Source organism: Massilia sp. YIM B02763 (assembly GCF_030412015.1).
Lineage (GTDB): Bacteria > Pseudomonadota > Gammaproteobacteria > Burkholderiales > Burkholderiaceae_D > Telluria.
In genome coordinates this window covers 1-22,450 of sequence record NZ_JASNRD010000024.1, presented here as the reverse complement: position 1 = coordinate 22,450, position 22,450 = coordinate 1, and the positions used below count along the sequence as shown (strand labels likewise).

At 67.9% G+C, this 22,450-nt stretch carries 22 protein-coding genes; 14 read left to right on the top strand and 8 right to left on the bottom strand.

The window, feature by feature from the left end; all coding sequences use genetic code 11:
• Positions 1-4: 4 nt before the first annotated feature.
• Complete coding sequence (gene leuA / locus QPK32_RS22795) at positions 5-1,696, bottom strand: 2-isopropylmalate synthase (protein WP_290415074.1); 1,692 nt, start codon at positions 1,694-1,696, stop codon at positions 5-7.
• A gap of 406 nt (positions 1,697-2,102) precedes the next feature.
• Between leuA and QPK32_RS22790 the strand changes: the two genes are divergently transcribed.
• Together QPK32_RS22790 and QPK32_RS22785 are read left to right on the top strand one after the other, a co-directional pair.
• The gene (locus tag QPK32_RS22790; RefSeq protein ID WP_290415073.1) at positions 2,103-2,336 is read left to right on the top strand and encodes a hypothetical protein; all 234 of its coding nucleotides are present in this window, start codon (positions 2,103-2,105) and stop codon (positions 2,334-2,336) included.
• Between the two features lie 26 nt (positions 2,337-2,362).
• Positions 2,363-2,806: a GNAT family N-acetyltransferase gene (locus tag QPK32_RS22785; protein ID WP_290415072.1), complete on the top strand. Its 444-nt coding sequence runs from the start codon at positions 2,363-2,365 to the stop codon at positions 2,804-2,806.
• 155 nt (positions 2,807-2,961) lie between these two features.
• On the opposite strand, the gene selD is transcribed toward QPK32_RS22785, so the two are convergent.
• Together selD and senB are read right to left on the bottom strand one after the other, a co-directional pair.
• The gene (gene selD / locus QPK32_RS22780; RefSeq protein WP_290415071.1) at positions 2,962-4,008 is read right to left on the bottom strand and encodes a selenide, water dikinase SelD; all 1,047 of its coding nucleotides are present in this window, start codon (positions 4,006-4,008) and stop codon (positions 2,962-2,964) included.
• Entirely contained in the window at positions 4,005-5,018 is a 1,014-nt protein-coding gene (gene senB, locus QPK32_RS22775; protein WP_290415070.1) for a selenoneine biosynthesis selenosugar synthase SenB, read from the bottom strand. Before senB ends, selD begins: the two co-directional genes overlap by 4 nt.
• A 41-nt stretch (positions 5,019-5,059) precedes the next feature.
• Between senB and senA the strand changes: the two genes are divergently transcribed.
• Positions 5,060-6,280, top strand: a complete 1,221-nt coding sequence (gene senA, locus QPK32_RS22770) for a selenoneine synthase SenA (protein ID WP_290415069.1) — start codon at positions 5,060-5,062, stop codon at positions 6,278-6,280.
• A 213-nt stretch (positions 6,281-6,493) separates the two neighbouring features.
• Here senA and QPK32_RS22765 read toward each other — a convergent pair whose 3' ends face one another.
• Both QPK32_RS22765 and QPK32_RS22760 read right to left on the bottom strand, forming a co-directional pair.
• Positions 6,494-8,005, bottom strand: a complete 1,512-nt coding sequence (locus tag QPK32_RS22765; RefSeq protein WP_290415068.1) for a DEAD/DEAH box helicase — start codon at positions 8,003-8,005, stop codon at positions 6,494-6,496.
• Positions 8,006-8,419: 414 nt separating this feature from the next.
• Entirely contained in the window at positions 8,420-9,766 is a 1,347-nt protein-coding gene (locus tag QPK32_RS22760; RefSeq protein ID WP_290415067.1) for a transglycosylase SLT domain-containing protein, read from the bottom strand.
• Positions 9,767-10,204: 438 nt separating this feature from the next.
• Here QPK32_RS22760 and QPK32_RS22755 point away from each other — a divergent pair, with 438 nt between their 5' ends.
• Entirely contained in the window at positions 10,205-10,774 is a 570-nt protein-coding gene (locus QPK32_RS22755; RefSeq protein ID WP_290415066.1) for a DUF1415 domain-containing protein, read from the top strand.
• The gene (locus QPK32_RS22750; RefSeq protein WP_290415065.1) at positions 10,755-10,967 is read left to right on the top strand and encodes a DUF1289 domain-containing protein; all 213 of its coding nucleotides are present in this window, start codon (positions 10,755-10,757) and stop codon (positions 10,965-10,967) included. Before QPK32_RS22755 ends, QPK32_RS22750 begins: the two co-directional genes overlap by 20 nt.
• Positions 10,968-11,000: 33 nt before the next feature.
• Here the strand turns inward: QPK32_RS22750 and QPK32_RS22745 are convergent, their stop codons facing one another.
• Positions 11,001-11,705: a GntR family transcriptional regulator gene (locus tag QPK32_RS22745; RefSeq protein ID WP_290415064.1), complete on the bottom strand. Its 705-nt coding sequence runs from the start codon at positions 11,703-11,705 to the stop codon at positions 11,001-11,003.
• 191 nt (positions 11,706-11,896) lie between these two features.
• Here QPK32_RS22745 and QPK32_RS22740 point away from each other — a divergent pair, with 191 nt between their 5' ends.
• The 3 genes from QPK32_RS22740 (at position 11,897) to QPK32_RS22730 (ending at position 15,333) form a co-directional block, all read left to right on the top strand.
• Complete coding sequence (locus QPK32_RS22740; protein WP_290415063.1) at positions 11,897-13,114, top strand: alanine--glyoxylate aminotransferase family protein; 1,218 nt, start codon at positions 11,897-11,899, stop codon at positions 13,112-13,114.
• A 151-nt stretch (positions 13,115-13,265) separates the two neighbouring features.
• Positions 13,266-14,555: an MFS transporter gene (locus QPK32_RS22735; RefSeq protein WP_290415062.1), complete on the top strand. Its 1,290-nt coding sequence runs from the start codon at positions 13,266-13,268 to the stop codon at positions 14,553-14,555.
• Entirely contained in the window at positions 14,548-15,333 is a 786-nt protein-coding gene (locus QPK32_RS22730; protein WP_290415061.1) for a 2-keto-4-pentenoate hydratase, read from the top strand. Before QPK32_RS22735 ends, QPK32_RS22730 begins: the two co-directional genes overlap by 8 nt.
• Positions 15,334-15,359: 26 nt before the next feature.
• Here QPK32_RS22730 and QPK32_RS22725 read toward each other — a convergent pair whose 3' ends face one another.
• Entirely contained in the window at positions 15,360-15,866 is a 507-nt protein-coding gene (locus tag QPK32_RS22725; protein WP_290415060.1) for a DUF1993 family protein, read from the bottom strand.
• Between the two features lie 227 nt (positions 15,867-16,093).
• Here QPK32_RS22725 and QPK32_RS26610 point away from each other — a divergent pair, with 227 nt between their 5' ends.
• A complete protein-coding gene (locus tag QPK32_RS26610; protein ID WP_308632650.1) occupies positions 16,094-18,166 on the top strand; it encodes a PAS domain S-box protein in 2,073 nt (690 codons plus the stop codon).
• On the top strand, positions 18,085-19,380 hold the full coding sequence (locus tag QPK32_RS26605; protein WP_308632653.1) for an EAL domain-containing protein: 1,296 nt from the start codon (positions 18,085-18,087) through the stop codon (positions 19,378-19,380). The genes QPK32_RS26610 and QPK32_RS26605 overlap by 82 nt, the downstream gene beginning before the upstream one ends.
• A 37-nt stretch (positions 19,381-19,417) precedes the next feature.
• On the opposite strand, the gene QPK32_RS22715 is transcribed toward QPK32_RS26605, so the two are convergent.
• Complete coding sequence (locus QPK32_RS22715) at positions 19,418-19,834, bottom strand: thioredoxin family protein (protein WP_290415059.1); 417 nt, start codon at positions 19,832-19,834, stop codon at positions 19,418-19,420.
• 81 nt (positions 19,835-19,915) lie between these two features.
• Between QPK32_RS22715 and tsaB the strand changes: the two genes are divergently transcribed.
• The 4 genes from tsaB to QPK32_RS22695 all read left to right on the top strand — a co-directional run.
• Complete coding sequence (tsaB, locus tag QPK32_RS22710) at positions 19,916-20,644, top strand: tRNA (adenosine(37)-N6)-threonylcarbamoyltransferase complex dimerization subunit type 1 TsaB (protein WP_290415058.1); 729 nt, start codon at positions 19,916-19,918, stop codon at positions 20,642-20,644.
• The gene (gene rimI, locus QPK32_RS22705; protein ID WP_290415057.1) at positions 20,641-21,120 is read left to right on the top strand and encodes a ribosomal protein S18-alanine N-acetyltransferase; all 480 of its coding nucleotides are present in this window, start codon (positions 20,641-20,643) and stop codon (positions 21,118-21,120) included. Before tsaB ends, rimI begins: the two co-directional genes overlap by 4 nt.
• Complete coding sequence (locus QPK32_RS22700; protein ID WP_290415056.1) at positions 21,117-22,145, top strand: uracil-DNA glycosylase family protein; 1,029 nt, start codon at positions 21,117-21,119, stop codon at positions 22,143-22,145. Before rimI ends, QPK32_RS22700 begins: the two co-directional genes overlap by 4 nt.
• Positions 22,126-22,450: DUF1853 family protein (locus tag QPK32_RS22695; protein WP_290415055.1), on the top strand; the 325-nt coding region annotated here is incomplete at its 3' end. The genes QPK32_RS22700 and QPK32_RS22695, both read left to right, overlap by 20 nt.

The window sequence follows — 22,450 nt, the reverse complement described above, 5'->3', positions numbered from 1 at the left end:
GGAATCAGGCCGCGCGTGCGGCCGGCGCCTCGCTACCCATCGCGATGTGGCGGTTCACCGCCGACAGCACGGCCTTGAACGAGGCGGTGACGATATTGCTGTCGATCGCGGCGCCGAAGAGGGTGGGGCCGCTGCCCAGGCGCAGCTCGACGTAGCAGGCGGCGCGGGCGTCGGCGCCGGAGCCGATCGAGTGCTCGTGGTAATCCATCAGGCGGATGTCCAGGCCGAGCGCGGCCACGAAGGCGTCGATCGGGCCGTTGCCGCTGCCGTGGCGGGTTTCCGTCACGCGCTCGCGCTGCACGGCCGTCTCGATCTGCACGCGCTCTTCGCCGCCTTCGCTGTTCTCGACCATGCGGTGCGACACGTAGCGGTAGGCCGCGCCGTCCTGCTCGAAGTATTCGCGCGAGAACAGGGCGTGGATGTCGGACGCCGCCACTTCGCGGCCGCTGGCGTCGGCGAACTTCTGCACCACGCGCGAGAATTCGATCTGCAGGCGGCGCGGCAGTTCGAGGCCGTATTCCTGCTCCAGCAGGTAGGCCATGCCGCCCTTGCCGGACTGGCTGTTCACGCGGATGACGGCGTCGTAGCTGCGGCCGAGGTCCGCCGGGTCGATCGGCAGGTAGGGCACTTCCCAGATGGCGTCCGCCTGCTGCTTGGCGAAGCCCTTCTTGATCGCGTCCTGGTGCGAGCCGGAGAAGGCGGTGAACACGAGGTCGCCCACGTACGGGTGGCGCGGGTGCACGGGAATCTGGTTGCATTCCTCGACCAGCTGGCGTACCGAGTCGATGTCCGAGAAGTCCAGGCCCGGATGCACGCCCTGGGTGTACAGGTTCAGGGCCAGCGTCACGAGGTCGACGTTGCCGGTACGCTCGCCGTTGCCGAACAGGCAGCCCTCGACGCGGTCGGCGCCGGCCATCACTGCCAGCTCGGCGGCGGCGACGGCGGTGCCGCGGTCGTTATGGGGGTGCACGCTGATGACGAGGCTGTCGCGGTCGTTCAGGTTGCGGCACATCCACTCGATCTGGTCGGCATACACGTTCGGCGTGGCCGCTTCCACCGTCGACGGCAGGTTGACGATCATCTTGTTCTGCGGGGTCGGTTGCCACACGGCGGCGACGGCGTCGACGATGCGCTTGGAGAAGTCCAGCTCGGTCGTCGAGAACGATTCCGGCGAGTACTCCAGGCCCCATTGCGTTTCCGGATGCCGTGCGACCAGTTCCTTGATCAGCTGCGTTCCCTTGACGGCGATCTGGACGATCTCGTCCTCGTTCATGCCGAACACGACGCGGCGGAACACGGGCGCCACCGAGTTATAGACGTGCACGATGGCGCGCTTGGCGCCGATGCAGGATTCCACGGTACGGCGGATCAGCTCGTCGCGCGCCTGGGTCAGCACGATGATGGTGACGTCGTCCGGGATGCGCTTCTCCTCGACCAGCATGCGCACGAAGTCGAAGTCCGTCTGCGAGGCCGAGGGGAAGCCGACCTCGATTTCCTTGATGCCGATCTGGACCAGCTTCTCGAAGAAACGCAGCTTCTTTTCCGGGCTCATCGGTTCGATGAGGGCCTGGTTGCCGTCGCGCAGGTCGGTGCTCATCCAGATCGGCGGCTGGGTGATGCTGCGGCTCGGCCACTGGCGGTCGGCGATGTCGACGGCGGGGAAGGGACGGTATTTGGCGGCGGGATTGGTCAACATGGTGCTGGCTCCTGGTTTTCGTGTGTTCGTGTTCGGTTCGATGCTGTGGCGAGGGCTGCCGGACGGGCCACGATGACGCTAGGCCCGGCAACCGATCGGTAGTGTTAGCAGCAGGGCGGTCGAAGCACGCGCGCCGGACGACAAGGCAAACGGGCCGGCGGGGGTGAAACGGGATGAGGATTGGGTGGACACTAACATCGGTGCAACTTTCCTTGGGCTACGGATCCGGCACGGGGCCGGGCGGGACAACGCGGCTTACGCGCGTAGTAGCAGGCCGGCCGGCGATAGCGCGCCGGCGAGCGGTAGGGAAGTCGACAGAGGCAGTTGGGAGAACATTTCTTCACTCTAAGTGAATTTTGTTTGGCGTGTCAAGCGTTTCGTGGCACGGGCTTCTGCGGACGCCACATTGATTCTCTTCAGAAATTATTGCGCGCTGGCCCGCCAGGGCTACGATGTCGTGCTGCGCTACTACAGCCACAATGCGAAGGGGTACGCCGGCTCCAAGCGGTACGCCGAGCAGCAGCGCTATAACCTGATTCAGATGCTGCCGGCAAGTATCCTGGGCGAGGACGGCGCCGTGCTGCACGTCGATCCGGATGCCAGCCACCCGGAGCACGAGGCAGGGTTGTTCCGAGTGTAAGATAGCCGCTTTCGAAAGGAGCGCGCTTGGACGTCACCCTGCAGGACATCACCGAAGAGAATTTCGAAGACTTCATGGACATGGAGCTGCCCGAGCACCAGCGCGAGCTGTTGGCCAGCAATGCCTATTCGATCGCGCAATCGCGCTTCTATCCGGACTACATCCCGCGTGGCGTCTATTGCGACGGCGAGCCGGCCGGCTTCCTGCTGTACGACCGCCGCGCCGGCGACGTCGAGGGCGACTACGCGATCTACCGCTTCATGGTCGACCATGCGCGCCAGGGCCGCGGCATCGGGCGGCGCGCGATGGAACTGCTGCTGGCGGAATTGCGCGCCCGGCCCGACATGCGCCGCATCACGATCTGCTACCACGAGCGCAACGCGCGCGCGAAGGCGTTCTATGCGAGTTTCGGGTTCGTGGAGACGGGCGTGGACGAGCGGGGGGAGATGGTGGCGGAGTTGCGGGCTTGATGTACTGAGCGTGCTTCGAGATCCGTCGTCCCTGCGCAGGCAGGGACCCATGCCGAACATCCGAAGTCCGTTTCTCCGAAACCTGCGGGTGCTTCCGACAGGCCGAATTCTGCTCTTTAGCATGGGCCCCTGCCTGCGCAGGGGCGACGGTGGCGTCAGGCGACGACGACCCGCGCGGCGCCAGCTTCCATCCGGCCGATGACGGCCGCATCGCCGAAGCCTTCGCGCTTGAACAACGCCAGCACCTCGTCCACGCTGCCCGCATCGCACGAGACCAGCAGGCCGCCCGAGGTCTGCGGATCGGTCAGCAGCACGCGGCGGGTGTCGGAGACGTTCGCGCCCAGCTCGACGTCCTGGCCGTAGGCGTCCCAGTTGCGGCCCGATGCGCCCGTGAAGAAGCCGGCGTGGGCCAGGTCCTCGACACCCGGCAGCAGCGGGATCCTGTCCATGTCCAGCCTGGCCGTCAGCTTGGCGCCGCGCGCCAGTTCCAGCAGGTGGCCCAGGAGGCCGAAGCCGGTGACGTCGGTCAGCGCATGCACGCCCGGCAGTTCGGACAAGGCCTTGCCCGGCTTGTTGAGCTTGGTGGTGTTGGCGATCATCGCGGCATAGCCGTCCGCATCGAGCTGGTCCTTCTTGAGCGCGGCCGACAGCACGCCCACGCCCAGCGGCTTGCCCAGCACCAGCACGTCGCCGGCCTTCGCATCCGCATTGCGCTTGACCTTGGAAGGGTGCACGAGGCCCATCACGACCAGGCCGTAGATCGGCTCGACGGAATCGATGGTGTGGCCGCCGGCGATGGGAATGCCCGCTTCGGCGCAGATCGATTCGCCGCCCTGGATGATCTTGCCGATCGTGTCCAGCGGCAGCTTGTTGACCGGCATGCCGACGAGGGCCAGCGCCATGATCGGCGTGCCGCCCATCGCGTACACGTCCGAGATGGCATTGGTGGCGGCGATGCGGCCGAAGTCGAACGGATCGTCGACGATCGGCATGAAGAAGTCGGTGGTGGCGATCAGCGCCTGCTCGTCGTTGAGCTTGTAGACGGCGGCGTCGTCGGCCGTCTCGATGCCGACCATGAGCTCCTTCGGCACGGGGAATCCGCTCGATTTCTGCAGGATTTCGGACAGCACGCCGGGCGCGATCTTGCAGCCGCAGCCGCCGCCGTGGGAGAACGAGGTCAGTTTCAGGGGTTGGTCAGTCATGCGTCGCTTTCGTTCGTGAGGTTGCGGGCGCCGCCGTGCAGGGCCCGTGGCAATAGCAGATTATCCACCAAGTCGACGAGGCGCGCTTGCTCCCGCCTCGGGGTGAAGAGCCGCGCGCGCGCCGCGCACTGGCGCACGAGGCGCGCATGGAAGCGCGCATCCAGGCTGCTGCGTTCGATCAGGTGCGCCAGCGCGGCCGCGTCGCCGGGTGCGAAATACCCCAGGTAGTCCTCGCCCAGCATGCCGCGGTTGCCGGGAATGTCGGAAGCCAGCACGGGCACGCCGCAGGTGACGGCTTCGATGATCACGTTCGCGCCGCCCTCCATGCGCGAGGCGATCGCCATCGCATGGCAGCGTCGCAGCAGGCGCCGCGCGGGCGCGTGGGGCAGGGCGCCGAGCCAGCGGTAGGCCGGTACCTGCGCCATCGTCTCGCGCGCCGCCGTGTCCAGTGACTCGTCGAGCGCACGCCCCACGTGCAGCAGGCGCAGGCCGGGCACCGCCAGCCGGTGCGCGGCCCGCATGAAGGTCAGCGGATCCTTTTCCTCGCGCAGGTGGCCGACCATCGCGACGTCCAGGGCGGCGCCGCGGCGCGGGACGGCAGGACGCAGGCTGGGCGCCGACTGGTAGATCACGTGGGCCTTGGCGCGCGCGGCGGCATCGAGTTCGTCCAGGCCGCGCGGCTGCAGCACGACGATGGCATCGGCCAGCGCCAGCGAGGCGCGCGCGGCGGCGTCCGCGTGGATGTCGCGGTACAGGTCCGTGCCCGTCAGCACCAGCAGCGCGGGACGGTCAGGATGCGCGGCCTTGAACGCGGCCAGCGCGGCGGCCGAGCGCCTGGCATGCAGCGCGACGAGCAGGTCGGGGACGGCGTCGCCCGGCTGCCAGCCGGCGCCGATGGCGACGCGGTAGTCGCGCTGCAGGAAGCGGCGCCAGCGGCTCGCGGTCTGCCAGTTGCCGTTGTTCTCGCGCGCGGAGGCGGGGCTGGCGATGAAGATGGAAGGACGTGCCATGCGGTTGGAAAGCCTAGGGATGCCGGTAGTACAATGCGGGGATGAGCGACAAGCATGCATCGTTCCGCACCGCGGGACCGGAAGACCTTGGCGCCGCGCTGCAGGATGCGCGGCATTATACGCTGGCCCTGTTCGAGATACTCGCGGACGCCGGCTACGACGACGCGCAGCAGGTGCCGCGCCTGTCCATCGTGAACCCGCCCTTGTGGGAGCTGGGCCATACGGCCTGGTTCGCCGAGTGGTTCGTGCTGCGCGACGCGACCGGCAGCCAGCCGGGCGAGGCCGACGGCCACTCGCTGCTGGCGCGCGGCGACGACTGGTTCGATTCGGGCAACGTGGCGCACCGCACGCGCTGGACGCTGGACCTGCCGTCCACTGGCGCCATCAAGACCTATTGCAACGAGGTGCTGGAACGCATCCTGGCGCGCCTGTCCCGCGAGCCGGACGACGATGCCGCGCTGTACCCGTACCGCCTGGCGCTGGCGCACGAGGACATGCACGGCGAGGCCTTGCTGTACACGATCCAGACGCTGGGCATCGCCGTCGACCCGGACGCATTGCGCCGGGTGAAGCCCGCGCAGCGGCCAGGGCCCGTGGCCGGCGAGATCCCCTTTGCCGGCGGCAGCTTCGTGCGCGGCGGCGACCAGTCGCGCGGCTTCGTGTTCGACAACGAGCGCGATGCGGCGGCGTGCAAGGTGGCGCCGTTCGCCATCGATGCGGGACTCGTGACGAATGGCGCCTTCGCCGCCTTCGTGCGCGATGGCGGCTACCAGCGCCCCGAACTCTGGAGCGATTCGGGGCGTACCTGGCTGATGGGGCAGGAGCGCTCGGCGCCGCGCTACTGGGAGCGTGACGCCGATGGTGGCAATGCGGGCTGGATGACCCGTACGCTCGGCCATGCGGCGCCGCTCGATCCGGCGCAGCCCGTACGCCACGTGAACTGCCACGAAGCCGAGGCCTATTGCGCCTGGGCCGGGCGGCGCCTGCCGACGGAAACGGAATGGGAGTTCGCCGCCACGTCGGGCAGCGACGGTTTTGCCTGGGGACGGCTGTGGGAATGGACGGCCTCGCCCTTCCTGCCGTTCGCGGGCTTCGCGGCCGACCGCTACCGCGAGTATTCGGCACCGTGGTTCGGCACGCGCCGCACGCTGCGCGGCGCCTCCTTCGCGACACCGGCGCGCCTGCGCTCGCCGCATTTCCGCAACTTCTTCACGCCGGAGCGGGACGATATCTATTGCGGGTTCCGGACTTGCGCGCTGTAAGGACCGGCGCATAAAACACGGCGCGCCCGCGTCTAAAAATCGCGTTCACGTATAAACGTCGCTCGCGTATAAAAGCCGCGCTCGCGTATAAAAACGTCGCCCCCGCGCAGGCGGGGGCCCAATTTGCAAGCGTTGCGTTACGGCTTGCAGAACTTGGACCCCCGCCTGCGCGGGGGCGACGGGGTAAGGCTGACTACCTGGTGCAGTCGTCGATCAACGATCGCCGAAGCTGCGGCGGGCGCCGTCGGCCGAGCGCGGGTGGGCGCTGCCGTAGCCGGCGCTGCGTTCGCGGCGCTGGCCTTCGCTGGCGCCACGGTAGCCGCCTTCACGGCGCTGGCCCTGGCCTTCGCCGCCGCGGTAGCCGCCTTCGCTGCGGAAACCGCCCTCACGGCGCTGGCCTTCGCCGTTGCCGCGGTAGCCGCCTTCCTTGCCCTGGAAGCTGCGCTGGCCCGGCTTGCCGGCATTGCGGCCGTCGCCCGGCTTCCAGCCCGGACGGGTGGTCGAACGGGGTGCCGGAGCGCGCTTCGGCTCGAAGCCTTCCACCACGTCGACGGGGATCGTCTGCTTGGTGAAGCGCTCGATGCGGCGCACGTTCATGTTCTCGGCGTGGTTCACCAGCGAGACGGCGACGCCGTTGCGGCCGGCGCGGCCCGTGCGGCCGATGCGGTGCACGTAGTCTTCCGGGAACTTCGGCAGGTCGTAGTTCACCACGTGGGTGATGTTCGGCACGTCGATGCCGCGCGCGGCGACGTCGGTGGCCACCAGCACCTTCACGCGGCCGCGGCGCAGGCCGTCCAGCGTGCGGTTGCGGGCACCCTGGTGCATGTCGCCGTGCAGCGCGGCGGCCGAGAAGCCGGCGATGTTCAGCCGGTCGGCGATCATGTCGGCGTCACGCTTGGTGGCGGTGAACACGACGGCCTGGTCCAGCGTCTCGTCGCGCAGCAGGTGGTCGAGCAGGCGGTTCTTGTGCGACAGGTCGTCGACGAAGTGCACCTTCTGCACGATGTTCTCGTGGCGCTTGGTGGCGCTGGCGATCTGGATCACCATCGGATCCTTGGTGATGCGGCGCGCCATGTTGCCGACGACGCCATCCAGCGTGGCCGAGAACAGCATGGTCTGGCGCGAGTCCGGCGTGGCGGCGACGATCTTCTCGATGTCCTCGATGAAGCCCATGTCCAGCATGCGGTCCGCTTCGTCCAGCACCAGCACTTCCAGCTGCGAGAAGTCGATCTTGCCCGACTCCATGTGGTCGATCAGGCGGCCCGGCGTCGCCACCAGGATTTCCGGATTCTTGGCCAGCAGCTGCATCTGCTTCGGGTAGGGCATGCCGCCCAGGATCGACACGGCGCGGATGCGGCGCATGTTGACGGTGTACTGCTCGGTCGCGGTGGTCACCTGCAGCGCGAGTTCGCGGGTCGGGGTCAGCACCAGCATCTTCGGCTGGGCCGGCTTGAAACGGACGCGTTCGCCACGGGCGCGCGCCGCCTGGGCTTCCTGGGCCGGGGTGCGGCCGGCGGGAGCCGGTTCGATGTTCGCGAAACGGTTCAGCGCCGGCAGCATGAATGCGGCGGTCTTGCCGGAACCGGTCTGCGAGGACACCAGCAGGTCGCGGCCGGCGATGCCCGCCGGAATAGCCTGCTCCTGCACCGGCGTCGGCTTTTCGTAGCCGGCCTGCTCGACTGCCTTGACGATGGACGCGTGTAAGCCTAATGCTTCAAAACTCATTGTTTAACTTTGCTTTCGATAGATCTGTGGGCGCTTACGCATGGCAATGACGCACAACCGCGGAAACGCAAAATAGCAACGCGAGCCAACAAACGAAATGACTCAAAGACGAAAGAAATTTCGGCACAAAAGCTTTGCGCCGGGACGGTGCCTATGGCGGCACGCAGGGCGGGGGGCTTTATGAAAGGGCGTTTTCGGAAACGCCGGGGCTTGCGAAGCTGCTGATTTTTTCTACTGCTACCCGGCTGCTTGCCGGGCTGGGTCGACTGCTGGCATCGGGCGCTTGCCGATGCGTTTTGCAGCGCACAAACGACACTATACCTCAAATCCGGCAAATCTGCACGGACTACGCAAAAAGCGTGCCGCAGGGGCACGCGAGCGTATCGTCATGACAACTGTACTATGCGGCTGCGATCAGCGCCGCTTGCGGCCGTTGGCATTCACGGCCGGCTTGCGCGAGACGCGGCTCTTGATCTCGGCCACGGCGTGGGCGGCCGTCGCCTTGATGCGCTGCACGCCGCTCAGCTTCTTGCCACGGCTGTTGCCGCGGTCCGCTTCCAGCATCACCTGGGCATTCTCGATGATGTTCTCGGCGATGTCGTTGTGGGCGGTGGCTTCCGTCTTCGGCACCAGGATGGTGGAGCCGGCCCGCAGGCGCATCTGCGGCGGAATGTTGTTGGCCTGGCGGATGACTTCCGGCGTGGTGCCGAATTTCGAGGCCAGCGAGGCGATGCTTTCCTTGGCCGAGGTGATCTTGTGCGTCGTCCACGAGGACAGCGCCTGGGTCCACGAGGCCAGGTTCAGGTGGAATTTCTCCGCGTTTTCCTTGGGCAGCAGGATCTTCGAGTCGCCGGCGATGACCGGTTTCTTGAACTGCGGGTTGAGCGCCTTGAATTCGTCCAGCGACATCTCGGCCAGCTGGGCCGCCACGGCCATGTCGATGTCCGAGGTCTTGTCGATGGTGGTGAAATACGGGGTGTTGTCGATGGCGGGCAGCACGATGCCATACTGGGCCGGGTTGGCGATGATGTTCTTCACCGCCTGCAGCTTGGGCACGTAGTTGCGCGTCTCGGCCGGCATCAAATCGGCCAGGCTGTCGAAATCGGTCGGCTTGCCCAGCGCGCGGTTTTTCTGGATCGCCTTCTGGACATTGCCTTCGCCCCAGTTATACGCGGCCAGCGCGAGCTGCCAGTCGCCGAACATGGTGTACAGGCGCTGCAGATAGGTCAGGGCGGCGTCGGTCGAGGCGAGCACGCCGCGGCGTTCGTCCTTGAACATGTTCTGCTGCAGGCTGAAGGTCTTGCCCGTGTCCGGCATGAACTGCCAGATGCCGGCCGCGTTCGCGGTCGACAGCGCCTGCGGGTTGAACGCGGACTCGATCACGGGCAGCAGCGCCAGCTCGGTCGGCATGCCGCGGCTTTCCAGCTCCTTGACGACGTGGTACAGGTACAGCGAGGCGCGGCTCGACATGCGCGTCAGGTAGTCCGGACGGCTGGCGTACCACTGCACGTGCTTGGCGACCAGCGCGTTGTCGACGTCGGGAATGGCATAGCCGCTGCGGATGCGCGCCCACATGTCCGGATCCCTGTAGTCGTCGGACTTGGCGGGAGCCAGCGCCGTCGGCAGCGCGGCGCGGGCGAGCGCGGCGGCGCTGCTGCCTTGGGCGGTGACGGTCGATGCGGAGTCGGCGGCGTGGCCCAGGGCAGGGGCCAGCACGAGGGCGATGGCCAGGGCTTGCGTAATGCGGGTCGTTTCGTGCATGGCTTTCCAGTGTTGCGTCCAGGAACGTCAGACTGACGAGTAAAAACGGAGTGTACGGACCAGTTCCCAAGTCAGTCAAGAAGTAAGTCGGCGCGGTTACAAAAAACCTTGTCTAGTCTTTTTGCCAACACCTTGTTTTGATTCGATATTGATCGAGGGAGTATCTGTGAAGTGCCCCGATACAAGGGGTACGCGACACGTAAAAGCGTCGATACACCCCGGGAGTAAGCAAAAATTGCCGGCCTGAGCGCAGGTGCTGCGGATGGCTTCTTCGACAAGGTGGCGGCGCCGACCGCCGGGCCCGGCGCGCAATACCAGTTACCGGGCACATGCTCGACATCCTGGCGTGCTGGGCCGCGGAGGGCATGAGGGGACGCAAATGCGCGTACAATGCCGTCTTTGCATCACGTATTTGTTTGTATCTTTGGAAAGCCCCAGATGAGCACTGCCAACCTCAACGCGGACGACGACGCGATCGTCGCTGCCACCCGGCGCTGGCTCGAGCGCGCCGTCATCGGCCTGAATCTTTGTCCGTTCGCCAAGGCGGTGTACACGAAGGAACAGGTGCGCTACGTCGTCTCGCCCGCGCGCACCCCGGAAGAATTGCTGGAAACCTTGATGGACGAGCTCCAGCTGCTGTCCGATACCGACCCGGCCAAGGTCGACACCACGCTGCTGATCCACCCTTTCGTGCTGCAGGACTTCCTGGATTTCAACGAATTCCTCGACGTGGCCGATGCCGCCGTCGAAGACATGCATCTCGACGGTGAACTACAGGTCGCCAATTTCCACCCGGATTACCAGTTCGCCGACACGGACCCGAACGACATCTCGAACTACACGAACCGCGCGCCGTACCCGATCCTGCAACTGCTGCGCGAGGAAAGCATCGACCGCGCCGTGGAAGCGATCCCCGACGCCGCCGACATCTTCGAGAAGAATATCGAGACCATGGAAAAACTGGGCCACGAAGGCTGGGACAAGCTCGATGTCGGACCCGCACGCTGAACCCGCGGGGCAGCCGCCCGTCCGCCCGGACACGCCATGCGTGGCGGTCTGCTCGACCACCTTCGACGAAGTCTGCCGCGGCTGCGGCCGTACCGTCGTCGAAGTGGCGCACTGGGTGTCGATGACGCCCGAGCAGAAGGAAGTCGTGTGGCAGCGGATCCTGGCCCAGGGCTACCCGCGCAGGAATACGTGATGCGATGGTGGGCACGTGGTGTCCACCACGCGCTTACACCGGCGCCATCTCCATGATGGCGTCGCGCTTGTCCAGCAAGTGCTGGCGCAGGATCGCAGCCAGGCGCTTGCCGTCGCGCGCTTCCAGCGCCACGATCATCTCCTCGTGGTCGCGCGCGGCGCTGTCCCACTTGGTCGGCTTGTAGTTCGACTTGAAGCGCAGCGCCTGCAGGCGCCGGTTCATCATCAGGTAGGTCTGGTACAGCACCGAATTGCCGGCGGCCTCGGCAATCCGGTTGTGGATCGCCTGGTTGCGGGCGTAATAACCGGGCAGGTCGCTCCTGGCCTTGCAGGCCAGCATCTCGTAATGCAGCGCCTTGATGTCGGCGAGGCCAGCCGCGTCGATGCGCGCGCAAGCCAGTTCCCCGGCCAGCGCTTCCAGGCCGCTCATGAATTCGAACGTCTCCAGGATCTCGGTACGCGACATCTTGCAGACAGACGCGCCCCGGTTCGGGGCAATCTCGATCAGGCCTTCGAAGGCCAGCACCTTGAACGCCTCGCGCAGGGGCGTGCGCGAGATGCCCATCGTCTCGCACAGCTCGCGTTCGTTGAGCTTCGTGCCGGGCGCCAGCGTCCCTTCGACGATCAGGTTGCGCAGGTGGCCGACGACGGTGTCGTGCAGGTGCTGCCGCTCCAGCCGCGGCAGGGCGGGCGCGGAGGCATCGGTATCGTTGTCGAATTCGACGACTGAGTCTTGCATGCAAAATCCTTTTCGACCGCTTTTTAGTCAACGCTTTCTCGCCAATTCTATCACCGCATCCCACGCCGCCATAGCGATCTCGGGGCATACGAAATAGTCGTTGACGGCCGCAGCGTCGAAGTCTAGACTGAATTTTGCATGCAAAATACAAAACAAGGAACGATGCGTTAAATTCACACGATGGAGGAGTAATGCTGAAACTGGATTTCCACCCTGCCGGCCGCCACTTCCTGCAGATCCCGGGCCCGAGCCCGGTCCCGGACCGCATCCTGCGGGCCATGAGCTACCCGACCATCGATCACCGCGGCCCCGAATTCGGCGCCCTCGGCCTGCAGGTCCTGGCAGGCATCAAGAAGATCTTCAAGACCGAGCAGCCGGTCGTCATCTACCCCGCCTCGGGCACGGGCGCCTGGGAAGCCGCATTGACCAATACCCTGAGCCCCGGCGACCACGTGCTGATGTACGAGACGGGCCACTTCGCCACGCTGTGGAAGAAGATGGCCGAGGCGCTGGGCCTGAAGCCGGAGTTCCTGGGCCTGCCCGGCATCGAGGGTTGGCGCCGCGGCGTCCAGGCCGACTTGATCGAGGCGCGCCTGCGCGAGGACAGCGGCCACGCCATCAAGGCCGTGTGCGTCGTGCACAACGAGACCTCGACCGGCGTGACGTCGAACATCGCCGCCGTGCGCAAGGCCATCGACGCCGCCGGCCACCCGGCGCTGCTGCTGGTCGACACCATCTCCGGCCTGGCCTCGGCCGACTACCGCCATGACGAGTGGGGCGTGGACGTCACCGTGTCCGGTTCGCAGAAGGGTCTGATGCTGCCGCCGGGCATCAGCTTCAATGCCGTCTCGAAGAAGGCGCTGGAAGCGAGCAAATCCGCCAAACTGCCGAAGGCGTTCTGGGGCTGGCACGAGATCATCGAGATGAACGCCACCGGCTACTGGCCTTACACCCCGAACACGAACCTGCTGTACGGCCTGGCCGAAGCGCTCGACATGATCCTCGGCGAAGGCCTGGACAATACCTTCGCCCGCCACCAGCGCCTGGCGGCGGCATGCCGCAAGGCCGTGACGGCCTGGGGCCTGGAGATCACCTGCCTGGATCCGGCCGTGTACTCCCCGGTGCTGACCGGCGTCATGATGCCGGACGGGATCGACGCCGACGCCGTGCGCAAGCTCATCTATGACAACTTCGACATGTCGCTCGGCACCGGCCTCGGCAAGCTGAAGGGCAGGATGTTCCGCATCGGCCACCTGGGCGAAGCGAACGACCTGACGCTGATGGCCACGCTGGCCGGTTGCGAGATGGGCCTGAAGCTGGCGGGCGTGCTGCTGGCGGGCAGCGGCGTCCAGGCTGCCATGGACGTGCTTGCCGCCCAGAAGCAGAAGCCGGAACTGAAGGCGGCGTGATCCGCGGCCGAATCCGAAGCAAGACGGAGGAACCGAGCCGGCCCGGGCACGACCCGGCGCCGGCATATCGATACGCTTCGATGCCGCGCATCCGTTTCGAAGAAAACGCGCCGCGCATGCCGGCGGGCGGGCATCCCTAGAGGAGACAGCAATGAGAGTTCTACGCTTGCGGGCGACGACCGTCGTCCTGTTGATGCTGTGCCTGATGTACTTCATTACCTACCTGGATCGCGTCAACGTCAGCACGGCGGCGGTCGGATTCGGGAAGGAATTCAATCTCTCCAAGACCGAAGTCGGCCTCGTCTTTTCCGCCTTCGCCTATCCCTACCTCGTCTTTCAAATCATCGGCGGCTGGGTCAGCGACCGCTTCGGCGCGCGCCGCACGCTGATCTGGTGCGGCCTGCTGTGGGCCGTCGCCACCATCCTCACGGGCTTTGCCGGCGGCCTCGTCTCGCTGCTGCTGGCGCGCCTGCTGCTGGGCTTCGGCGAAGGCGCCACCTTCCCGGCGGCCACCTCCGCCATGTCGCGCTGGGTCGCCAAGGAAAACCGCGGCTTCGCCCAGGGCATCACCCATGCCTTCTCGCGCATCGGCAATGCGGTGGCGCCGGCGGCCGTCGTCTGGATCATGGCGACGCACGGCTGGCGCGAGTCCTTCTATATTTGCGGCGCCATCAGCCTGGCCTGGGTCGTCGGCTGGGCCTTCGTGTTCACGGAAGATCCGGCCAAGCACCCGCGCATCACGCCGCAGGAGTTGGAAACGCTGTCGCACGTCAAGAAGAAGAACGTGACGGTGGCATGGGGGCCGCTGTTCAAGCGCATGCTGCCCGTCACCATCGTGTACTTCTGCTATGGCTGGACGCTGTGGCTGTTCCTGAGCTGGATCCCGCAGTACTTCCTGCACAGCTACGACATGGACATCAAGAAGTCGGCGCTGTTCGCGTCCAGCGTGTTCTTTGCCGGCGTCGTGGGCGACACGCTGGGCGGCATCGTCAGCGACCGCATCCTCAAGAGGACGAACAACCTCAAGAAGGCGCGCAGCTATATGGTGTCGATCTGCATGCTGCTGACGCTGCTGTCGCTGATCCCCTTGATGATGACCCACAATATCGTCGTGTCGATCCTGAGCCTGTCGGCCGGCTTCTTCTTCGCCGAGATGACGATCGGCCCGATGTGGGCCCTGCCGATGGATATCGCGCCGGACTGCGCCGGCACGGCCAGCGGCATGATGAATACGGGGTCGGCGCTGGCGGCCATCCTGTCGCCCGTCGTGTCGGGCTACCTGATCGACCGGACCGGCAGCTGGGAGCTGCCGTTCGTCGGCAGCATGATCCTGATGGGCATCGGCGTGGTGCTGGCGTTCCGCATGCAGCCGGAGAGCAAGTTCAAGCATGTGCCGGCCATGCCCGAAGAAGCGGACACGGGGGTGAAACACCATGCCTGATACGATCGGCCCCATGCCGGGCGCCATGACGCGGCCCGAGGAGCTGGCCCGCCTGCTGGCGGGCGCCTGGCGCGAGAAGACCCAGGCCGCCGTGCCGCCGGCGCTCGCCCCGCAGGACAATGCCGACGCCTACCGGGTGCAGCAAGCCTTCCTGCACCAGCTGGGCAGTCCCATCGGCGGCTGGAAGGTCGGGGCGAAGTCCGCGGACGGCCCGATCCAGGGCGCGCCGCTGCCGCAGGCCTGGATCCATCCGGATGCCGCCATGCTGCCGCGCACGCGCTTTCCCGTGCTCGGCATCGAGCTGGAGATCATGTTCCGCCTGGGCCGCGACTTCCTGCCCGGCGCGCCGCCGCCGGGCGAGGAGGAGGTACGGGACGCCATCGCCGGCGTGGCCGCGTCCATCGAGATCGTGTCCAGCCGGCTGGCCGGCTGGCCCGACGTGCCCAAGCCGAGCCAGTTGGCCGACCTGCAGAACCATGGCGCCCTCGTGGTGGGCGAGTGGGTCGGGCGCTGGGACGGCATCGATTTCCTGACGCCGCAGGCGCGGCTCGCGTTCAACGGGCGCGAGGTGTTCGCCGGCGCCGGCGGCAATCCGGCCGGCGATCCGCGCCGCCTGCTGCTCTGGGTCGTGCGGCATTGCCACGCGCAGGGCATCCCGCTCCCGGCCGGCACGCCGATCACGGCCGGTTCCTACACGGGCATGTTCTTCCCGCAGGAGGCGGGCACGGTGGAGGGCCGGATCGGCGCTCTGCCGCCGATCCGCTTCGACATCGTGTAGGGTGGGCGCCCGCGCCCAGCGCGGGATCAGAAGGTGCCGATGAAGTCGCGCTTGCCGATCTCCAGCCCGTTGTGGCGCAGCAGGTCGTAGGCGGTGGTGGCGTGGAAGTAGAAGTTCGGCAGGGCGTAGTGCACGAGGTAGGCGGTGCCCTTGAAGCGGCGCTGGTTGTCGCCCGTGCCGATCACGATGTCGCGCTCGCCGCCGGCATCGATCGCCTCGCGCGCGACGGTGTCGAGGAAGGCGAGGGTCTTTTCCAGGCGCGCCTGCAAGCCGGCGAAGTCCGTTTCCACGTCCTCGTAGCGGGGCACCTCGACGCCGCCCAGGCGCGCCGCCGCGCCCTTGGCGAAATCGGTCGCCAGCTGCACTTGGCGCAGCAGCGGCAGCATGTCCGGGAACAGGCGCGCCTGCAGCAGCGCGTTCGGATCGAGCTTCTTCAGGTCCGCATGGGCCTCGGCCTTGGCCAGGATGGTCGCCAGGCTGCCCAGGATCTGGCGGAACACGGGCACCGAGGCACCGTACAAGGACATCGTCATCGTTCAACTCCTGTGTGAAAGATGGCGATGATAGCAAGGCCTGGCGCGGGCTGCCGGGACGTGGGTCGCCGGCAAGCGTGGCTGGGCGGACACGTTCTGCCGTCATTGTCCCGGTCGGTCACGGGAACTTGGTGACTCTTGGCAATTCTTGCGTGCATAATCCGATGGCGAACAATCATATTTGATTTTCGGCAATATTGATTATCGGAAAGTACGCTCGACCACCCATGCTCATCAAGGATGTCATTTCCAGGATTGCCCTGCGGGCCTTGCCGTCGCGCCTTGCGCGCCTGTACGGCCGTTCGCTGGTCGGCGCCTTGCTCCTGATGCTGTTCGCCGGCCTGGCGATGCCCGCGCTGGTGGGCGGCTACTTCCTGATCGGCGTGCAGGAACAGCGCGAAGCGGAGCGCACCCTGGACGACACCCTGCAGCGCGACGCCGAGATCCTGGCGCTGGGCATGCAGGAACCGCTGTGGAACATGAATCCCGATGCGGCCCGCTCGCTGGTCGATTCGCTGATGCGCGACCCGGCCGTGCTGCGCGTGGCCGTGCATGCCCAGGACGGGGCCGCCGTGATCGACCAGCGCGCCCCGATGTCTCCGGCCGGCCGCGTGCTGCGCGCCGAGCGCGACGTGGTGGCGCGCGGCCAGCGCATCGGCCACGTGGTGCTGGAACTGGACGACAGCCGCAGCCAGCAGGCGCTGCGGGTCAAGCAGTGGCGCTACGCGATGGTGCTGGCGGGGCAGCTGGCCGTGTCGCTGCTGCTGATCGTCCTGCTGTTCAAGCACCGCCTGGTGGCGCCGCTGCGCGCCCTGATGGGTTTTTCGGATCGCCTCTCGCGCGGCAAGTTCGACGCGCCGCTGGTGCTGACCGCCCATGACGAGCTGGGGCGCCTGGGCCGCCAGCTGGAGCGCATGCGCATCGCCATCGGCGAACTGTTCCAGGACATCGGCCGGCGCGAGGAACGCTTCCGCTCGATCGTGACCCAGGTGCCGGGGGCCGTGTTCCGCGCCCGCGGCGGCGGCACGATCGACTTCGTCAGCGACGCCATCGAAACCATCGCCGGCTACCCGGCGCGCCGCTTCATCGGCGAGAGCACGGAACGCTGGGTCGACCTGATCTGCCCGGAGGACCGGCGCACCTACTGGCACCTGGTGCGCGAAGCCGTGCAGGCGCAGTGCGCCTACGCGATCGAATACCGCATCGTCGACGCCTTCGGCATCGAGCGCTGGGTGCTCGAGAGCGGCCAGCCGGCGCTGGGCGAGGAAGGCTCCTGGATCGACGGGATCATCTCCGACATCAGCGAGCGCAAATACAACGAGATGCGCATCGAGGGCCTGCTGGCCGAGCAGGGCGCGGTGCTGGACAACGTCATGTTCGGCATCCTGCACGTGCGCGAGCGCCACGTGGTCTCGACCAACCGCCGCTTCGACGAATTGTTCGGCTACCGCGAGGGCGACCTGGTCGGCGATTCGCTGGCCGTGCTGTTCCCCACCGTGGAAGACTACGAGCGCGGCGAGGCGGCCAGCATGCCCGTGCTGACGGCCGGCCGCGACTTCACGGGCGAACTGCAGTTCCGGCGCGGCGACGGCAGCCTGTTCTGGTGCATGGTGAGCGGACGCATGCTCGACCCCGAGCAGCCCGGCGAGGGCAGCATCTGGGTGTTCGCCGACGTCAGCGAGCGCCGCGCGGCCGAGGAAAAGCTGCGGCTGTGGGCCACCGTGCTGGAACACATCGCCGACGGCGCGATGGTGCTCGACCCGGAGGGGCGCATCGTCGCCATCAACCCGGCCTATACGCGCATCACCGGCTATACCGAGGCGGACCGGGTGGGCGGCTGGTCGCGCCTGGCCCGCAACCGCCAGGACCGCGGCGACGGCAATGGCGACGACGCCTACGAGGCGATCTGGCGCGACCTCGAGGAGAGCGGCTTCTGGCGCGGCGAGCTGCGCAGCCTGCGCAAGGACGGCGAGGCCTACCTCGAATCGCTGACCGTGTCGGCCGTGCGCGACGAGCGGGACGCCGTCACCCACTACGTGTGCGTGTTCAGCGACATCACCAGGGTGCGCCAGTCACAGGCCCAGCTCGACCACCTGGCCCACCACGACCCGCTCACGGGCCTGCCGAACCGCCTGCTGTTCCACGACCGCCTGCAGCATGCGATGGGGCGCGCCGCGCGCGCGAACCGCCAGCTNCCCACCACGACCCGCTCACGGGCCTGCCGAACCGCCTGCTGTTCCACGACCGCCTGCAGCATGCGATGGGGCGCGCCGCGCGCGCGAACCGCCAGCTGGCCGTGATGTTCATCGACCTGGACCGCTTCAAGAACGTCAACGACACCCTCGGCCACCACGTCGGCGACGAGCTGCTCAAGCAGGTGGCGGGCATGCTGGCCGCCTGCCTGCGCGAGGGCGACACGCTGGCGCGCCTGGGCGGCGACGAATTCATCGTGCTGCTCGAGGACGTCGACGGCGCCGACGGCGCCGGCCTGGTCGCGCAAAAGCTGATGCGCCTGTTCGAGCGCCCGATCCTGGTCTCGGACTACGAGCTGTTCGTGACCGCCAGCGTCGGCATCAGCCTGTTCCCGCAGGATGCCACCGACCTGAACATGCTGATCCGGAATGCCGACCTGGCGATGTACCAGGCCAAGGCGCGCGGCCGCAACGGCTACCAGCTGTACCTGCCGTCGATGGAAGGCGAGGGCGTCGAGCGCCTGCGCCTGGAAGCGCTGCTGCGCCGCGCGATCGAAAAGGACGAGATCGGCCTGGCCTACCAGCCGCAGGTCGAGATCGACAGCGGCCGGCTGATCGGCGTCGAGGCGCTGGTGCGCTGGACCAGCCCGGAGCTGGGCCAGGTGCCGCCGTCGCGTTTCGTGGCGCTGGCCGAGGACATCGGCTTCATCGGCCAGCTCGGCGACTGGGTGCTGGAACAGGCGTGCCGCCAGATGGTGTGCTGGGAAGAGGCCGGCCTGTCGGTCCCCAAGATGGCCGTCAACCTGTCGGGCCGCCAGTTCGACCGCGGCAGCGTGGCGCCGCGGGTGGCGCGCGTGCTGGCCGACACGGGCCTGGCGCCATGGCGGCTGCAGCTGGAGGTGACGGAGTCGGTCATCATGAACACGGGCGACGCGCTCCAGTACATCAACGACCTGCACGCGATCGGCGTGGGCCTGGCCATCGACGACTTCGGCACCGGCTATTCCTCGCTCGCCTACCTGAAGCAGCTGCCGGTGCAGACGCTGAAGATCGACCGCAGCTTCATCCGCGACATCACGGGCGGCGCCAACAGCGATGCCAACGACGAGGCGATCGCCATCGCCGTCATCCAGCTCGGCAAGAGCATGAACCTGTCGGTGATCGCGGAGGGCGTGGAGACGAGCGAGCAGGCCGCCTTCCTGCTGCGCCACGGCTGCAACCAGGCGCAGGGTTATTTCTATGGCAAGCCGGTGGGGGCGGACCGGGTGCTGGAGGACTGGGGGCAGGCGCCGGCGGACGAGCGGGGCTACGGCACGGCTTGACGTCCGGGCCGAACACGGTGGGCAACCGAACGCGTGCCTATTCGTCCGCGTTGGCGAACAGCACGCGCAGGTTGAACGCCTGCCGCTCGGGCTGGGCGGCGGCCTGGCGCGCCAGGTCCGCGTCCGCCAGCGATGCCTGGGCCTGCAGCAGCCGGTCGGCCACGTTCGGGTCCGGCACCATGGTGCCGAAGAAGGCGACGTCGTCGCCGCGCTGCAGCAGCAGGGTGGGGAAATTCTCGACGTCGAGGTCGCCCACGGTGGCGGCCTGGTCCTCGATGTCGATCCAGACGAAGGTCTTGTCCGGATGGCGCGCGGCCAGGGCGTCGAATCCGGCGCGGTAGGACGAGCAGGTGCCGCACCAGGCGGCGCACAGGCAGGCGACGATCCAGCCGTCGCCGGCGAGGGCGGCGGCGACCTGGTCGCGGGTATCGGGCTCGAGGGTGATGCTGGACATGGCCGGATTTTACAACGGTCCGGCCGATCCGGCATCCTCCCCGGCCTTTTTGCCGGCGCCGCCGGCGGGTTAAAATACGCCATGCCTATCATTCTTGCCATCGAAACCTCGTCGGAGCTGGCTTCCTGCGCGCTTGCGCGCGGGTCCGGACCCAGTACCGACGTCCATGTCACCTCGCGCGAATCCTCCGGCGTGCGCACCCACTCGCAATCCGTCCTGCCGATGGTGCAGGAATTGCTGCGCGAGGCCGGCATCTCGCTGTCGGACTGCGACGCCATCGCCTTCGGCGCCGGCCCCGGCTCCTTCACGGGCGTGCGCACGGCCTGCGGCGTGGCCCAGGGACTGGCCTTCGGCGCGCGCCTGCCCGTGCTGCCCCTGGTGACGCTGGAAGCGATGGCCGAGGCCTGCCGCGCGCGCACCGGCGCGACCGAGGTGCTGGCGGTGCTCGATGCGCGCATGAACGAGGTGTACTGGGCCCAGTACCGCTGGGCCGGGGAATGGGAAACCGTGTGCGCGCCGGCGCTGGGCGCGCCGGAGGCGGTGGCGCCCGTGGCCGTCGACGGCCTGGCCGCCTGCGGCAACGGCTTCTCCGCCTATCCGGACGCGTTCGCGGGCCACGGCTTCGCCGCCAATGCCCACGCCGACATCCTGCCGCATGCGCGCGAGCTGGCCGTGCTGGGCGCTTGCGCGCTGGCCGCGGGCCGCGCCGTCGCGGCCGACGAGGCCCAGCCCCTGTACCTGCGCAACAAGGTCGCCTACACCAGCGCCGAGCGCCAGGCGATCAACGCGGCCAAGGCCGGCGAGCCATGAGCGCTGTCGCCGCCGGCCTGGCGCTGCGGCCGATGGTCGTCGATGACATCGATGCCGTGCACGCGCTCGAACGCAGCGTGTTCCCGCATCCGTGGAGCCGCGCCAATTTCGTCGACTCGCTCTCCAGCGGCTACGATTGCTGGGTGCTGCGCGAAGCCGCGCAGGACAATGGCGAAGGCGCGCTGGCCGGTTATTTCCTGTTGATGTACGCGCTCGACGAAGCGCACCTGCTGGACGTGGCCGTGGCCGGGCAGCGCCACGGCACGGGCCTGGGCCGCTACCTGCTGGACCGCATCGCCGCGCGCGCCCGCGACCAGGGCATGGAATCGATTCTGCTCGAGGTGCGCCCGTCGAACGAGCGCGCGCTGCACGTCTACCGGCGCTACGGCTACCAGGAGATCGGGCGCCGCAAGGGCTATTATCCGGCGCACGAAGGCCGGCGCGAGGATGCGATCGTGATGAGGATGGCACTATGAATGGATTTTCCGAACGCGACACCGTCTTCCTGAACGAGATGGGCCTGGGTCCGCTGTGGATGCTGCGCGCGGCGCCGGGACAGGCCGCCGCCGCTGCGGCCGTGGCCGAGGACGGCGGCGTGGCCGTGGCCGAGGTCGAGGTCGTGGCCATCGAAGCGGAGGCGCCCGTCGTCGTCGCCCAGCCTGCGCCGCGGGCTTCCGAGCCCGCGCCGGCGTCCGAGGCGCCGCCCGCGCCGCCGCCCGCCGGACCGCGCCCGCTGCAGCGCGTGGCCCAGTCGGCCTCCGCGCTGGAAGCGGTGCCGGAGCCGCCCTTGCCTGGCAACGGCTACGGCGCCGACCTCGACTCGGCCTGGGACGATGCCGCGCTGCCGGCCGACGCCAGCCCCGAGGAAATCGCGCGCATGGACTGGGACCAGCTGGCCGTGGCCATCGCCTCGTGCCGCCGCTGCAGCGCCTGCCGCGACGGCCGCGCGCCGGTGCCGGGGACGGGGGCGAAGCAGGCGCGCTGGCTGGTCGCCGCCGGCGCATCGACGGCCGCGGACGACCGCGAGCGCCTGCCGCTGGCGGGCGAGCCGGGCAAGCTGCTCGACAATATGCTTGCAGCGGTGGGCATGGGCCGCGATCGCGACGTCTACATCACCAACCTGATCAAGTGCCGCCCCGCCTCGCCGAACGGCGGCGAACGCGCGCCGACGGCGGCGGAAGCGGCGGCCTGCCGTCCCTACCTGGAACGCGAGGCCGTCCTGACCGGCTCGCACACGGTGCTCACGCTCGGCCAGATCGCGGCGAACACGCTGCTGGGCCGGCCGCTGCAGGAGCCGCTGGCGGGCGCGCGCGGCAGCGTGCATCCGCTCGCCATCGGAGGCGGGGAGGGCGACGGCCAGGGGCAGAGCGAGGTGAGCCTGGTCGCCACGCTGCACCCGGGCGAGCTGCTGCGCCGCGGCGGCGACAAGGCCCTGGCCTGGGCCGACCTGTGCCGCGCCAGGGCGGCGCAAAAGGCCGGCGGTGCGCGCCCGGCCCGATAATTACCAGGCCGTCTTCGAGCGCCGCTGGGGCCACCTGCGGCGCGCCCGCGTACGCGCGCTGGCCTGGCTGCTCGACGCGCCCGACCTGCTCGACGTCCACGATCCGCACTGGGAAGGGCGCATCGCCACGCTGGGGCCCGTATCGCCCGAGACGGCGCGCTGGCTGGCCGACGTCGATGCCGACCCGTCGCGCCTGGACGCCGTCCTCGGCACCAAAATGATCACGCGCCTGGGCCTGTACGCGGAAAAGCTGATGGCCTTTTATTTGGTTCATCGCGCTTTCCCGGGGAACGCATCCTTGATTT